This is a genomic window from Streptomyces sp. NPDC058279, from assembly GCF_042881255.1.
GTDB lineage: Bacteria > Actinomycetota > Actinomycetes > Streptomycetales > Streptomycetaceae > Streptomyces.
The window spans coordinates 1-14465 of the sequence record NZ_JBHVYA010000035.1 but is presented as its reverse complement, the minus strand read 5'-3'; the positions used below and the strand labels follow the sequence as shown (position 1 = coordinate 14465).

The 14465-nt window shown below is 70.8% G+C and carries 16 protein-coding genes; 7 read left to right on the top strand and 9 right to left on the bottom strand.

Annotation, left to right across the window (positions count from 1 at the left end; all coding sequences use genetic code 11):
* Positions 1-448: 448 nt before the first annotated feature.
* Positions 449-1567, top strand: coding sequence for a hypothetical protein (locus ACFVXJ_RS30830; RefSeq protein ID WP_389666728.1), 1119 nt, complete (start codon positions 449-451; stop codon positions 1565-1567).
* Positions 1568-2986: 1419 nt separating this feature from the next.
* Here ACFVXJ_RS30830 and ACFVXJ_RS30825 read toward each other — a convergent pair.
* The 8 genes from ACFVXJ_RS30825 to ACFVXJ_RS30790 form a co-directional block, all read right to left on the bottom strand.
* The gene (locus ACFVXJ_RS30825; protein ID WP_389666726.1) at positions 2987-3151 is read right to left on the bottom strand and encodes a hypothetical protein; all 165 of its coding nucleotides are present in this window, start codon (positions 3149-3151) and stop codon (positions 2987-2989) included.
* Positions 3151-5298: a hypothetical protein gene (locus ACFVXJ_RS30820; protein ID WP_389666724.1), complete on the bottom strand. Its 2148-nt coding sequence runs from the start codon at positions 5296-5298 to the stop codon at positions 3151-3153. The genes ACFVXJ_RS30825 and ACFVXJ_RS30820 overlap by 1 nt, the downstream gene beginning before the upstream one ends.
* A 148-nt stretch (positions 5299-5446) precedes the next feature.
* On the bottom strand, positions 5447-7090 hold the full coding sequence (locus ACFVXJ_RS30815) for a hypothetical protein (protein ID WP_389666722.1): 1644 nt from the start codon (positions 7088-7090) through the stop codon (positions 5447-5449).
* A 358-nt stretch (positions 7091-7448) separates the two neighbouring features.
* On the bottom strand, positions 7449-7670 hold the full coding sequence (locus tag ACFVXJ_RS30810) for a hypothetical protein (protein WP_389666720.1): 222 nt from the start codon (positions 7668-7670) through the stop codon (positions 7449-7451).
* A 56-nt stretch (positions 7671-7726) separates the two neighbouring features.
* Positions 7727-7954, bottom strand: a complete 228-nt coding sequence (locus ACFVXJ_RS30805; RefSeq protein WP_389666718.1) for a hypothetical protein — start codon at positions 7952-7954, stop codon at positions 7727-7729.
* Positions 7954-8982 carry a hypothetical protein gene (locus tag ACFVXJ_RS30800; protein WP_389666716.1) on the bottom strand — a complete coding sequence of 343 codons (1029 nt, stop codon included), beginning with the start codon at positions 8980-8982 and terminating at the stop codon, positions 7954-7956. Before ACFVXJ_RS30800 ends, ACFVXJ_RS30805 begins: the two co-directional genes overlap by 1 nt.
* 56 nt (positions 8983-9038) lie before the next feature.
* On the bottom strand, positions 9039-9179 hold the full coding sequence (locus ACFVXJ_RS30795) for a hypothetical protein (protein WP_389666714.1): 141 nt from the start codon (positions 9177-9179) through the stop codon (positions 9039-9041).
* Positions 9176-9460: a hypothetical protein gene (locus ACFVXJ_RS30790; protein ID WP_389666713.1), complete on the bottom strand. Its 285-nt coding sequence runs from the start codon at positions 9458-9460 to the stop codon at positions 9176-9178. The genes ACFVXJ_RS30795 and ACFVXJ_RS30790 overlap by 4 nt, the downstream gene beginning before the upstream one ends.
* Positions 9461-9689: 229 nt before the next feature.
* Here ACFVXJ_RS30790 and ACFVXJ_RS30785 point away from each other — a divergent pair, with 229 nt between their 5' ends.
* From ACFVXJ_RS30785 to ACFVXJ_RS30770, 4 genes are all read left to right on the top strand, one after another.
* Positions 9690-9947, top strand: coding sequence for a hypothetical protein (locus tag ACFVXJ_RS30785; RefSeq protein ID WP_389666711.1), 258 nt, complete (start codon positions 9690-9692; stop codon positions 9945-9947).
* On the top strand, positions 9944-10174 hold the full coding sequence (locus ACFVXJ_RS30780; protein ID WP_389666709.1) for a hypothetical protein: 231 nt from the start codon (positions 9944-9946) through the stop codon (positions 10172-10174). The genes ACFVXJ_RS30785 and ACFVXJ_RS30780 overlap by 4 nt, the downstream gene beginning before the upstream one ends.
* A 441-nt stretch (positions 10175-10615) precedes the next feature.
* On the top strand, positions 10616-11503 hold the full coding sequence (locus ACFVXJ_RS30775; RefSeq protein WP_389666707.1) for a hypothetical protein: 888 nt from the start codon (positions 10616-10618) through the stop codon (positions 11501-11503).
* A gap of 654 nt (positions 11504-12157) precedes the next feature.
* The gene (locus ACFVXJ_RS30770) at positions 12158-12409 is read left to right on the top strand and encodes a hypothetical protein (protein ID WP_389666705.1); all 252 of its coding nucleotides are present in this window, start codon (positions 12158-12160) and stop codon (positions 12407-12409) included.
* Here the strand turns inward: ACFVXJ_RS30770 and ACFVXJ_RS30765 are convergent.
* Positions 12406-12603 (bottom strand): hypothetical protein, encoded by a 198-nt coding sequence (locus ACFVXJ_RS30765; RefSeq protein WP_389666703.1) that lies wholly within the window; start codon positions 12601-12603, stop codon positions 12406-12408. The genes ACFVXJ_RS30770 and ACFVXJ_RS30765 overlap by 4 nt on opposite strands.
* Positions 12604-12777: 174 nt before the next feature.
* On the opposite strand from ACFVXJ_RS30765, the gene ACFVXJ_RS30760 reads away from it, so the two are divergent.
* The gene (locus ACFVXJ_RS30760) at positions 12778-13575 is read left to right on the top strand and encodes a ParA family protein (RefSeq protein WP_389666701.1); all 798 of its coding nucleotides are present in this window, start codon (positions 12778-12780) and stop codon (positions 13573-13575) included.
* Positions 13572-13928: a hypothetical protein gene (locus ACFVXJ_RS30755; protein WP_389666699.1), complete on the top strand. Its 357-nt coding sequence runs from the start codon at positions 13572-13574 to the stop codon at positions 13926-13928. Before ACFVXJ_RS30760 ends, ACFVXJ_RS30755 begins: the two co-directional genes overlap by 4 nt.
* Positions 13929-14465: the final 537 nt, after the last annotated feature.

Below are 14465 nucleotides of genomic sequence, written 5' to 3'. Positions count from 1 at the left end.
GTGCCAGGGAGGTGCGGGCGCTTCGCACCCGCAATTGAGGTCCGCTGCGCGGACCTTAGGGCCGGGGGCTTCGCCCCCGGGCGCCGGCGCTTCGCTTCGGCGGGGCCGGCCTGCGGCCGGATCGCCGCTGCGCGGGCTCTGACCAGGCATTTCATGCCTGGGGGGCAGTCGCTTCGCTCCTTGCCCCTGCCCGCTTCGCGGGCGGCCGGCAACGGGAAGGGGGTCCGGGCCAGTTGGTCTGGCTCGGGTCTCTTCGTTGCAAGGGCAACATATCTGACGGGTATTTAGCTTGTCAAGTCCCCTTGATATTGCATGGGTTATTCTCAATGTCGCTATTTTCCGTGTCTTGCAAAACGAAATGCAGAGTTTGAATTCGGAATGTTTTTGCGGGAGTTGTCGGGCGATTTTTCAATTCCTTTGGGGGGCACCTCGGTTGTATCGTCACGCCATGGAACAACCCGGACACGTGCTGATAGTGGCCGCCGACCCGTCCCCGGCGTGGCGCCGGCGTTGGCCCGTGGTGGAGGCCACGGCCGGTCTGGCGGCGGTCTCACCTGCGGTGCTGACGACCGCGCCGACCGCTCATGTGGTGCAGGTGGCGGCGCCCACGGACCCGCACGTACTGCTGGCCCACCTGCGTACGGCCGCGATGGCGCCGGGGCCGCTGCTGGTCTACCTGGGCGGCCTCCTGGCCCTGGACGACCGCCAGGGCCGCCCCCATATGGCGATCAGCCACAGCACGTCCCGGACGCTGCGGTACTCCGGTCTGCCCTGGGACTGGCTCCGCGCCGAGCTGGCCGTTCGCCCGCCGGACGTCGAGACCGTGGTCGTGGCCGATCTCGTGGCCGGCACCCCGGCCGCGTGGGCGGCCTTCGACGTCGATCCCGACTTCCTCACCGGCCCTTACGCCCTGTACGGCACGGTGCAGGCGCCCACCGCCTCCCGGGCCGCGCCCGCCTACACCCACGCCCTGACGGCCGCCCTACGGGCCGCACAGCACGCCCCGCCCCACGCCGAGCTGCACGCCTACGTGACGGCCACCGCGGATCTGCCCCCGGCCACCACACACTGGCTCACCGCCCCGGCCGCCGTCCCCGGCGAGCCGCCTCCGGCGCCCGAGCCCGAAGCGGAGCCGGACGAGCAGGAGCCCGGAGCCGTGGACTACAGCCAGGCCGTGGCGGAGGCATGGGCGGACGGCCGCCACACCGAGGCGTACGCCATCGTCGCCGCCCTGGAGGCGGAGGCGCTGCGCGAGCACGGGCCCTCCTCCCCCCAGGCGGCGCACTGGACCGGAATCCGTGCGGATCTCGCCTACCGCGCCGGGCGGTACGCGGACGCCTGCCACCTCTGGCTCCAGAGGGCCGGCACCCTGCTGGGCGCCGGCGTGCCGCACACGGACCCGGCGGTCCGGACGGCCGTGGACAACGCCCACCACTGCTGGCACCACGTCGAACCCGCCTACCGGACCCGCCTCGGCTCCGCCCTCCTCTCCGTCCGCCGCATCGTCCCCGGACCCCCCGGCGCCCAACAAGACGTACAACAACGCCTGATACTGACCACCACATAAACAAAGGCCCGAACCCCCAACAGGGGCCGGGCCTTTGTCATCGGGAGTACCTATTCCCAGGCATCTTCCCGCATCGTCGGGCAGGAACAATAACACCTGCACCCGCCACCGCACGCCCCGCACTCATCACAGCAAAAATGCGCCCCGCATGCAGAGCACGGCGCCCAACTCCCACAATCCTCGCACTCATATTGCGCCTCTACAGATACCGGTCCCATTAGCGCCCCTTTCACTCCGAACAACCCCACAAAGGCCGTTGGGCAAGGACCGTAAAAGCGCCGCCTATTCAAAGTCAAGCCGCCGACACAAACGGATTAATTCCCGCTCCTTGAGACCAACAGCGGCCCCCCGCGCACCCGCTGACAGTCCGCTGGGAGTCCGCTGGCGGTCCGCTGGGAGGGCTCACCGGTCCGCCGGCCGGCATGCTCCCAGCGGATGCCCAGCGGACTGTCAGCGTGCTCCCAGCGGACCACGGAACGGGCCTGACACCCGCCCCGACACCTGACGTCAGGACCACGCTCCGACCTGGGACAGAGGAACATGTACCGCTCGACGTCGGCGTCAGCGTCAGGTGTCAGCACCGCCACGCGGACCGCCATGGGCACCGCATGGGCACCGCATGGGCACCGCCATGGCACCGCCATGGGATCGGCCGCGTGGCGGTGCCATGGCGGTGGGTGTGGCGGTGCCCATGGCGGTGGGGAACCTGTCCGGAGCCGGCCGCCGAGCCTGCTGTCCCCTCGACCTGTCACGCCCGCCCCACACAGGGGGGTCGGCGGGTCCCGACACAGGTCACAGGGCCTGTGTCGCGCCGACAGCCCGACCCATGTGACAGCCCATGTGACAGCCAGGGGACAACCTGACACCTGACGTCAGGACCGGTGTCAGGACCCCGCTCTGACCTGGGGCGGGGGGTACATGTACCGCTCGTCGTCAGCGTCAGCGTCAGCGTCAGGTCCCGCCAGATTCACCCGGAAGGGGTGGCCCCGCAGGCTTGCCCACCGAGGCTTGCCCAGGGTCGGCAGGGGCTTGCCCAGGGAGGCTTGCCCACCCCCGCACGGGGGCACCGGGCGGGGGACATGCCCCAGGTTTGGGGTTGCACCGAAGGGGGGCTCCACGGTTGCTTGCAGGGGTGCACTAGGCGTTGCACCGGAGGTGTGACCGGAGGTGGGAACCCCCCAAATCGGACACCCCTCATACCCGCAGATCAGACCCCGTGGGCAAGCCCCTCGGCCGCGCCGACACCTCTTTCTCCGCGATAGCCGGAGAAGAGGTCTGGTCACCCAGGGTCGCGGCGGGGCGGTCGCCTTGTTGTTGTTGTCGTTGTTGTTGCCCTTGTCAGCCCACGTCAAAGGCCCCTCCCCGACCCGCCGGGGCGGGTTTTGGTGGGGAGGGGCCCGACAACAACAACGACAACAACTACTCGGTGTGATTGGTCTGCCGGACGATCTCCGCGACCACCTCCGGGTCCCCCTCGGCCGCGAGGCGGCTCAGCAGCTGCTTGGCCCGCTCGCGGTCGCCCTCCCTCAGGGCCTCCGCGACTGCCACCAGCGAGTCGCGCTCAAACTCGATGTCCTTGCTCATCAGTTCTCCTCGGTCATGGGGGCGCCGTACTCCGTCTGCGGGCCGGAACCGCGCTTGGCGATCTCGCCCCGGCGGGCCATCGCGCTCAACTCGGTGGCCAAGGTGGAGCGGTTGACGGTGAGCCCGCGCCCCTCCAGAACGGCGAGCACGCCGCTGGTGCCGAGCCACTTCCCCGAGTCGCAGACGACCCTGCGGGCGAGCTCCTTCCAGTCCGGCGCGGACGGCTCCGACGCGGTGCCGGCCCCCGGCTCGCCGCCCTTCACCCGGAGCCCTTCGAGCCCCCGGAACGGCTTCAAAGGGGGCTTGGAGCCGGGCTCCTCGACCTCGGGCAGCTTGCCCAGGTCCTCCAGGAACTTGGCCATGGCCGCGTCCTGGTCCACGGGGCCGCCCGGGGCCGGAGCCTCGGGGGCCTTGCCCCGGTTCTGCAACCGGGCGCGCAGCTCCTCGGGAGAGGTCATCGGCCGACCTCCCGGCAGCAGGAACCGCCCGCCGGCGGGCGCGGCCTGGGTCGCCGCGGGCTCCTGGTCCCCGATGAGCCACGCGATCCGCGCCGGACTCCACCGGTCCCGGTAGGCGTCCCCCGCCGCGCGGACGGACGGCTCGTCCAAAACGGGCCGCCGATCTTGCGTGGCAAGGCAGGCGTCCCGCGCGAGAGACGGCGCGGTAACCCACGTGCGGAAAGGCTGCGGCGCGAATCCGGTCTTGACTCCTGTGGCCGCTCCGATAACTCCGGATCCCTCCGCCGTCAGTTGTGAAGCATCCAGTCCGCGAATGGACCCGAACAGCTTTGCCACGCCTGCGCCTTCCGGGTCGGTACAGGTAAGTGCAATACGCACCGGCGAGTACTTTCGGACGGCACTGTCGCCGAGGCTGGAGAGGTTTCCGTCCGTGGCCGTGAGGATCAGACGGATTCCCATCGCGCGCGTGGTCCGCATGACGGAAACGAGCTTTTCTTTTACGCGGCTTCGCAGAGGATCGATTCCCTGATAGGCGAGCATTTCCGCGCCCTCGTCCACGACACAGAAAATCATGGGGATGTCCGCGCTGACGGGCAGGAGCTTCGTGTTCTGCTGTCGCATCAATTCGCGGTAGGCGTCTAGGCGATGCTCCGCAATTGCGATCAGAGCGTCCAGCATCAGGTCTGCCTCGGCCAGATTTGCAGCGATCCAGTCCACGCCCTGGCGGGTCGTCTCGGGCAAACGAGCCGTGCCAGACAAGGGCTGTACGTACTTCTGGCCCTCCATCCAGGGAGTCACCCAGGGCACGAACGCATCGCCCTTCTTGCCCACATCGATGCCGAACACCAGCACATCGTTGCAACGCGAGAACCCGGCCAGAATCCCGTCCAGAAGCGTGGTCTTGCCCGTCCCGGGCGGCCCCAGGATCAGCGCGCACGCCTGCCGCATGTGGACCGTCAGTTCCTCCCCGACGCGGTTCAGACCCCACGGGATGCCGGACATGATGCTGAGGGGCTCGAACCCCTCGGGGTACTCCGTGACCACGGTGGAGGTGTCCACCAGGTCCACGTCCAGGATCACGTGCCCCTGCTTGCGCGCCTTGCTGATGCTCACCAGGCAGCCGACCGGTAGCCGCGCGGCCTCCGCCAACGAGGCGGCGTATCCCTGGAACCGCTGGGACGCATACCCGATCGGCAGGGCGATTTCGAGCCCGAACCCGCTCTTGTCCTTGCGCCAGTCAAACCCGGCCGGGGTGACCTCCACCTGTGCCACCGCGCGGATAAGTGCGATCCACTGGTCCACCACCGCCCAGTCCGCGCGGGTGATGGCGGCCTCGGTCATGGCGGCGTGCATGGCGCGGCGCGTCTCGTCGAGCGCTTCCTCGTGGACGTCGGCGCGGACCAGGCCGGCACCGACCGCGAGGGTGATGGCGCCGAGCGAACCGAACGCCGACCACCAGCCGGAGCCGTCCCACGACGTGGGGTCGGTCCAGATCACGGCGCTGGACCAGCCGGAGGCCAGCAACCAGCCCGCCGCGCGGGCGGCGAGGCTCGGGCCGGACAGCCGCTTGCGGATGCCCACCCCGACACCGTGCGCGGCGGCGCCGACCGCGCCGACCACCAGCGGCCACGCCCCGGGCAGTCCCGCCCAGGCGCCCAGGGTGGCGGTGGCGGCGGCGGTGGTCGCCATCGCCACCGGTGCACTGATGTTGCCGTGGCCCGCCACCCAGTCGATCGCGAGGTGCGCCGTCTCGGGCGCCGTTTTCTTCGTCATCGTCCCTCTCCTTCCCGCAGTGGGGCGCCCGGGGCCGCATCGGCCCCGGGCGCGGTGGTGGTGGCTACTGGTCCTGGGCGCTGGTGTCCCACGCCTGCTCACCCGGGCGCGGGTCCACGTGCCGGCGGATGTCCGCCTCGTGGGCGGTCTTGAACGCGATGTTGATTTCGGCGGCGTGCTCCACGCACCCGGCCAGTGCCTTGTAGAGCTCGGTGATCGCGTCGGTCACGGGCGCTTCCAGCGGCATGTCCTCGGCCGACCGGCCGGCCACGACCGCGAAAGTTTCGGCGATCAGGCCGATCGCCTCCGGCAGCGTCTCGAACGCCGCCATGACGTTCATCATCCCGCCGGGCTCGGCGCTCTGGGCCTGGCGCAGCATCTCCTCGGCGGCGCCCCTGAAGTCGAATCCGTTGGTGGTCATGGCGTCCTCCTGGACAGGGGTTGAAATGGTCTGGGGGGTGTTCTGGTCAGCGGCGCGGTCCGTGGCCGGGAGCCGCTCGCGGTCGAGTTCGGCGGCCTCCGCCTCCGCCCGCTCGTGTTCCTGGTACGCCTCGATGTCCCGCCGAAGACGTTGCTCTTGCGCGGCTTTGGCGAGGTGCCGGTACAGGCGGCGCCCCCACTGCGGCGGCGCGACGCGCATCGCGTGCGCGAGCGGCCACAGCAGCAGGGACAGCAGCCCCAGCGGCGCGGCGGCCAGCGCCGCGAGCGCCCGGCGGGCCTGGTGGCGCGCGGCGGAGCGGCGCAGCGCCGACTGACGGGTACGGACCCGCGCCCGGCGCTCGATGTGCGCCTGGCGCTCCGCGACCCGCTTCGCCCGCCGGGCGTCGCGCTTTTGGCGGCGCAGCTCGCGGGCGGTGGTCGGAGCCGACGTGCTGCTGCCCGAACCCGCGCCGCCCTTGCCGCCCTTGCGGCCGGGCCACACCGAGCCGGCGGCGCGGCCCACCGCGCGGCCGGCGCGACCGGCCGCTCCTGCTGCCCGCACAGCGCCCCGCCCGGCTGCCCGGGTCATCCGTCCAAGGCGGCCTGTAGGGGCCGCTGTAGCGCCCTTGCCGGCCTTGTGGGCGCCCCGGGACCGGGCGGACCCCGGCGCCCCCGCAGGGGCGGTACGGGCCCGCTCGCGGGCCGCCGCCTTGGCCGCGCGGCGGGTGTCCGCCACCCGGCGCCGATCCGCGGTGAGTCCCTCACGCCGCTCGCGGCGCCCAACCGGCGCCGCAGCAGCAGCCGCACGCGTCGCACGGATCTGCCCGGCACGCGCCCGGACACCGCCACCAGCAGCGGCCCGTAAGGCGGAGCCGGCGCCCCGCCGACCGGCCCCGGCCGCCGTGCGGGCCGCGCCGCCCATCCGGCCGGCACCGCGCCCGGCGCTGCGGGAGCTCCCGATCCGGCCGCCCACTGCGGGGCGGTAGCCACCCGCAGCACTCGCCGTACGGGCCCCGGCCGGGGTCGCCTTCGTGGTCCTGGTGCTCGACGTCGCCGCGACGCGGGGGGACCGGGCCACCGCCACCACAGCGGCGGTCGCGGCCAGTCCACCCGCCACCAGCAGCGCGCCGACCGGCCCGGCCGCCAAACCGGCCGTCGACACCGCCGTGATGGTGCCGGTCGTGCCGATCGTCAGCGCCGGGATTCCCGGGATACCGCCGGGGGTCGTGACCGGCGCCTCCGCCTCCGGGGCGGTGCGCGCCGCCGGGACCGTGGCGTCCGGCGCCATAGCGTCCGCGCCGCCATCCGTCACCGGTGCCCAATCGGCCTCGGGCGGCCGGTCAGCGGTTTGTGCGCGGGTCTCTGGAGTGGTCATGCTGTGCATACCTCCTGGAGCCTGACTCATGAGTTGTGGGAGGAGGGGCCCGGCGGGGGCAGATCCCGCCGGGCCCCGTCACGGGGAGATCACTCCCCGTGAGACTAGGACCGGGATCCGACAGTTGAACAGCCGATTCCGCGACCTGACTTGGCGTTCTGGCTGGTGGGGACCGGGGTCTCCCACAGGGCGAGCTGGCCCGGTACGGGGTCGACCGGCGTGGTGGGCACGTCCGCCAGCCGGAGCCGGTAGCGGCGCCTCCGGCGGCCCACTACGCCTCCCAGCGGTCGAACCCGTCGCGGCGGGTGTGGCGCCACTCCTGCCGGGAGCCGATGACCGACTCCGCCCACTCCATCGCCGCCTCGATGTCGCGGTTGCGGTCGAGCGGCCAGAACTCCCGGTGGCAGTCGGTGACGTCGGGGCCGGAGAGCTCCCAACCGGACACGTCCACGTCGATCCGGCCGGGCGTCAGGGTGTAGGTGGGGTAGTCCACGGTTGGTCTCCTCCTCGGTGTGGCCGGGGCCGCGCGGTGGCGGCCCCGGCGCCGTCTCAGGCCCGGTCGGGCCGGATGGTGAACGCGGCGGTGGAGTCGAGACCGGAGAGCTGCGGGCCGCCTAGCTCCCGCACGAGGCGGGAGCAGATGGAGAGGGCCGACTCCGGCTCGGCGAGGTCGATGACCCCGTGGGCGGCGACCTCCGCCCCGCCCGGGATGGACGTCCGGTAGGCGGCGTTCAGCGCCCATCGGTAGCGGCCCGGCCCGTACATCTGCGCGCCCATCACGGCCCCTTCGCGGCGGCCGTGGCCCGCGCCTCGCGGACGTAGCGGTCCACGCTGGCCCGCGAGACGGACCCGAGCATCGTGGACAGACGAGCGGTGATCTCGTCCACGTCGTCCACCCCGAGCGCGTACAGGGTGTAGACCGCACTCCGGAGGTTCGCCGGGCGCTGCTCCGGCACCCGCTCCTCCGGAGGCTCCTCCGGGCGCGGCCGGGACATCCCGGCTACCTCCGGCGCGCTGACCTGCACCGATGGCGCAGGTTCCGGAACCGCAGAGCGGTTGTTCCGGAGGCGTTCCGCGCCCGCCCACACCTCCCGGACCGGGACCCCGGCCGCATAGGCGTCGTCCAGACTCCGGGCGGCCCGTGCCTGGTCGGCCGCCGCCCGTTCCAGCAGCCGCGCCCCGGTATCCAGCCGCTCGTGCTCCGGCTCCGGCTGCTCCTGGCGCTCGATGACGACCGGCATCTCGGCGGACGAATCCGCGGTGAGGGCCAGTGGCCCGTACATCTCCTCCAGCGCCGCACGGTGCTGCGCGGCCGTGGCGCGCGCCCGGGTCACCTCCAGGTCGATTCCGGCGATCGCCAGCTCGGCGTACGCGCGGTCCCGCTCCGCCGCGACCCACCCGGCCGCGACCGGCGACAGATCCCGGTGCACCGCGCCGAGTACGGCCATCCAGAGGGTTTTGGCGACCAACGAGACGGCCGGACCGCCGATCGCGATCCCGAGATCACCGGCCTTGACGCCGTACCCGGCGAGCGCCGCCATCGACACCGCCAGCAGCGCCCACCCGATCCACTGGGCGGCCCGGCGCCGCTCCTCGTCGTAGCGGTGGTAGACCTCCAACACGATCACCACCAGCCACGCCGCATCGAAGACCGACGCCCCGACGTAGCCCATGTGACCGCCCAGCAGACGACCGATGCTGACCGTCGACCAGATGACACAGGCGACCGTCAGCAGACCGGTGACGGCCAGCGCCACGTTCAGCGCCCGGCCCCGCCAGTCGGTCGGCAGAGACGCCCCTGCCACCGGTACCTGATGCGTCCGGCCGGCCATCGTCACCGGCACCACCCGCGTTGTCCGCGTCACTGGGCACCCCCCGCCTGCTGCTGCCGGGCGATCTGCTCCCGGATCCGCTCTACCGCCTGCCGCGCGGCCTCCGCCGCAGCCGCAGCCGCGTTCGCCGCAGCGATCCGCGCCGCCGCCTCATCGTGGGAGTACGTCATGCCGCACCGCCCAGCGCGTCCGGCTCCAGCACGAACGCGAGGACCGCGAGCGAGTCGCCGTCGGCGATCCCGGTCTGCTCCCGCATGATCCGCAGCAGCTCGATGTACGCCGACGTCCGCGTGTCCCGGCCCGGCACCAGCGGGTAGGCCCCGCTCCGCGTCAGGTAGGCCAACCCACGCGGGGTCTGGATCTGCACCGTCATCAGCCACAGGTAGGGCACCGCCGCCGGGGCCGGGGCCGCCGGGGCGAGGTTCTGCACACTCTCGATACGATCCGTCACAGGACCGCACCTCCTGTCCATCTCAGGGGTGTCGTCTCAGGCCCTCGGCGCGGTGCTCCAACACCGCCCGGGGGCCGTTTTCAGTTGTGGTCAGTCGGCATAGAAATGCCCGGTACCTCCCGGTAGTTGCCCGGTCGGCCTGACAAGAAGAACGCTACGGCAAAAGCCCCTCGGAAACAACTGTGGTCATGTTGTTGTTTTGGCAGAGCCTTGCCGATACCCTCGCCCTATGCCAGCCATCCCGGAAGAAGCGCAGGCCGAAGCCCTGCGCGTGGTGGCGGAGGTATCCCTCCGCCGCGCAGAGACCATCACCGAACTCGACCGCGAGTTGCGGTCCGCAGCGCTGGCCGCCGTCAAAGCGGGGGCGAACCGGAGCCGCATCCGCGCGCTCGCGGGCGTCAGCTCCCGCACTCTGTACGGCTGGCTGGCTGAGGAGGGCATCGAGGTGAGGGCCAAGGCGCCATCCAGGAAGAAGGGGGAGTCATGAGCGATCTATGGCAAGGCCAGCCCTTGGCCGACGCCTCACCGGTGACCGGCGAGGCCGACACGATCCACTACCGCATCCACGCCGTGGACGACGGCGAACTGCTCGCGTTCGGCACCGCGTCCGGGGGAGCGCTGCACGCGGTCATGGTCCACGTCCATGACGTGCAGTTGGACCACCCGCACCGCCGGATTGTGGTCCGCCAGTACGACGGCCCGGCCAGCACATGACGGCGGCCTGCGGCGCATTGCCCGTTACCGCCTGACGTTGATTCAGGCGTAGCCTGTCCGACACCCGTTACGACGGGTGACGAAAACGGCCCAAAAATGGCGAGAACCCCTCGGGATCACCGGTGCGTCAACACCTACTCCGAAGGGCTCGCCTTGACTCGCATAAGTCACTGCCGAGTGTAGGGGAGAATCCGATCCCTGCAACAACGCAGTGGCTGGACCGACCCCATCCCGGGGTCAGGAAGGCCCGCCCGGGTGACGCTGAACCCCGAGAAACTGCCCGACGACTGTCCACCCTGTATCGCCCTCTTTGATGCTCTGAACAGGCACTATGAGGCTGGTGGCGGCCCGATCACTACCGCCGCCCTCGGCGCCCAAGTGGGTCTGGGGGAGCGGGCGACACGAAACCATCTCGCGGTCCTGGTCCTGCACTCGCGGATCATGCCGGACCGTCGCACCCCGGTCGAGGGAGCGCGAGTCGGCGCCCCGGCGGAGGTGCCCATCGAGGAGATGCGCACCGCCCTGGACTGGGTTGCAGCCATCACCGTTCCGGACCCGACATGCCGGCGAATCCTGGTCCTGTACGCCACGCACGCCGATCGGACGTGGTCCGGCCAGATGTCGGTGCAGGAAACCGCGGCGGCCCTCAGCCTCAGCCGGGACACGGTGGTCGTGCACCGCGCCCACCTGGTCGGCAGGTTGTGCGGCGCGTCGAAGAAAGCGCACGAGGCGCACGGGGACGCGTGCACGGGGCCCATGCTCGTCCGGTTCGAGCGGGACTCGGCCCGGTCGCGGCGGGGTGATCGGTACATCGGCCGCCGGGTGGACTGCTATGTCCTCCAGTCCGGACTGCTGGTGATGAACCACGTCAACCCCGTGCCGATCGGCCGCAACGCGGAGGAGGACCTCGCGTACTCGGTCCTGTCGGCCGCCTCTTGGTGGGACCCGAAGGACAAGGGCCAGACCTGGGGTGCGGTCCGGCTGCTGCGGCAGATCGTGAGCGAGTACGGGTGGCCGACCGCAGAGGTGCGGCGCCGGATCGACGTCACCCCGTACACCCAGGTGCATGATCACCTGTCGCTGCTCTCCTCCCTGCTGCGGGACTGCATGCAGCCGTACGTCCTCTCGGCGCGCGAGTACGTGATGGGCGAGCACGAGGCACTCGTGTACTGCGCCCGTTGCTGGCGTGGTCTCCGGCGGGGGCAGGGTGCCCGGGACGGGGACCTCTGCCAGTTCTGCAAGGAAGAGGACGCCGACGGCGGCGACGTCGACGGCGTTCCCCTCACCGCGTACGTGGATGCCCAAGTGGGCGAAGACGCCCCGTTCTAGCGACTGACGGCATGACGGCACCCCGTCATGCCGTTATGCCGTCATGACGGCAACGAGGCTCTGAGCTGCACCGGGGACGTCACCACTGTGACTCACCGCAGCTCACCAGCCCTGGTCACCGGTCACCACCGCGACTCACCGGCCCCAGTCACCAGTCACCGCCGGGGGCTGGCGCAGTCCCCGGCCGAACCCTCACCGCACATACGAATGACTGCCGTTGTGACGGCATGCCGTCACAACGGCAGTCTCGCGGCGGTCTCCTGGACCGGGAGAGGGGGCAGCCGGGGGGGGGAAGCCTGGGGGGACGCCTAGGGGGAAACCTGGGGGGACGCCTAGGGGGAAGCCTAGGGGGAAGCTGCTCGATCTGCGGCGCTGCATTTTGGCTGGTCAGGCTCGGGATCTCGGCTGGTGACTAGGCAGACATTGACTGTGGAGAGGGAGAGGAAGGAGAGAGGCGGACGGGCGTGGACTGGCGAAAGCCGTTGGGCGGTGTTGCGTGGCTTGGTGTTCGGTCCGGCACGGTGCTGCTGCCACCCCAAGGAGAGGTTTCTTCGGCCGGGGTGCTGTCTACCGCGCGTTCCACTCCCTAAGGGGTGGGTGAGCGCAGCTCCATGTCCTGCGGATCGCCCGCAGCACTCCCGAAGGGACCAACCGATGACGCACGAGACCGATCTCCAGTCGCCTCACTCGCCTGAGGCCGGCTCACAGCTCCGCCGGTTCATACCGGTGCTCCTGGCGCTCGTTGTGCTCGGCGTCGCGGTCACGGTCGCGTACGTCTCGCACGCGGCCCCGGAGTGGGCCGACCCGATCCAGAACGGGTTCACCGTGGCGGCTCTGGGCGCGAGTCTGCGGCCCGTCCGCGTGGTGGTCGTCCACGCCGGTCCGGCCGGGGCCGGCACCGACTAGCCGTGCGCGCTCCCGCCGTCGCCGAGCACGCGACGCCCGGGGCTCACGTCGGCCTGCGGCACGGTCTCGGCGGTCGGGGGCACCGCCGGGTCGGGGGCGGCCAGTTCGGCCGCGAGACGCCCGCGCCGCACCGGCCCGTCCGGCGCGGGGGTCAGGCGGGGGCCGATGCCCAGGGGGCGGCGCTGCTCAGTCACCCTCACAGTCTCGCGCCCCGGCCCGGTCCCCTGTGCGCCGCCCTCAACTCCCGTCGTCAGCAGCCGTCATGACGGCATGCCGTATTGCCGTTATGACGGCAACAGGCTGTTGACCTGCATTGATCATGCGTCGATGGCGTCCAAGTGGGGACTTGACGCGGTAGGGTGCGCGCCATGGCACCCACTCGCGTTGCGATGCTGAACCAGAAGGGGGGCGTGGCCAAAACAACCACGACCCTCCATCTGGGCGGCACGCTGGCCGCATCCGGACACCGTGTCCTGCTCGTGGATTTCGACGGACAGGGCAACCTCACAACCGCGCTCCGCATCGACCGGTTGACCCCCGGCACCGACCTGACGCTCACCCAGGCGATGCTGAATGCGGACAGCCTCACGCCGGCCGACGTGCGCGGCATGATCCGCCACCACTCCTCGGGGCTCCACCTGCTCCCCTCCGCGCTCGACATGTTCACGCTGCCCAGGTATCTCCACTCGGTCCGCGCGGCGAAGGAGTATTGCCTCGCCCGCGTCCTGGAGCACGTCGAGGCGGACTACGACTACGTCCTCACCGACTGCCGGCCTGCCCTGGACGTGGACACCGACAACGCCCTGCTGTGGTCGGACGAGGTGATCGTGCCCGTGGACTTGGATGAGTTTTCCATCGACGCGCTGACCCTCCTTGTAGGGCAGGTGTCCACCCTCGCGCGGCAGGTACGGGCGCCGGGACCCACCTACCGCGGCCTGGTCATCAACCGGGTGGCCCGCCCCCTCTCAGGCATCGAGAAGCGCGTGTGGGAGGCGTTCGAGGGGATGGCGCTCCCCGTGCTCGGCGCGATCCCGATGCGCACCGCCCTGTCCCGCGCGAAGCGCAAGGGACTGACCATCCACCAATTCGCCCCGTCCTCCGACGTGGCGGGCCTGTACCGAGACCTGGCTACAAAGGCCGGGTACATGAAGGAGACACCCGCGTGAGCACCGAAGACGCCCCCCTCGACCCCAGCGGGGTCAACGCCCTGCTGCTGGCCGACCTGGGCAACCGGTTCGAGGGGAACACGCCCCCGCCCCCGCGCACCTCGGGAGAGGTGACCTCGCCTCCTCAGGAAGAAGAGGAGGCGCCCAAGCCCAGCAAATTCACGGTGCTCCTCAGTCCGGACGAGGCAGCAAATTTCGATGAGCTGGCCCTGGAGATGCGGCGGGTGACCGGCCGGAGGGTCGAGAAGGCAGAGATCCTGCGCGTCCTCATCGAGCTGGGGCTGAAAGACCTACAGATGAATCCTGTCCTGGGAGCGGCCCTCCGCAAGAGGCGTGCCCGGCAAGGCGCCTGAGTGACCGCCACAGCCGCTTCCGTGTCGCTCCGGAGGGTCCGTCAGTCGTCAGGCGGTCAGGCGTCCCTGACGGCCTCTCCGACGCGGGTCAGGAGTCTCATGCTGTTTGCTCCTGGACTAAAACGGGTTTTGGTGCCGGGGAACGGAAGTTCGAATCGGCCCTGTGGAAAACTCAGTGAAACGCACTTCCAAACGCACGCGGAACGCACCTAAAATGAGCACCCGGCACCGGCCCGGCACCAAAACCCGTTTTAGGTGCCGGGCCGCTGACCAGCAGCTTTGGATCGCCCCTGTGGAAAAGTGGTGTAGACCGACCGCTACCCGCAAGCCGCTGACCAGCGAAAACAGCACCACCCGGCACCACCCGGCACCAAATTCCGTTCTACCCAGAGGTCTGGGGCCGGAATGAGCGCAGCGAATGACGGCCGGTCCGGCGCGCGGAGCGCGCCGCCTCCCTGGCGCGCGGAGCGCGCGGCCGGCGAGGCGCGAAGCGGCTCGGCTCACTCTGTACCACGCGCAGCGTGGTACAACCCGCTC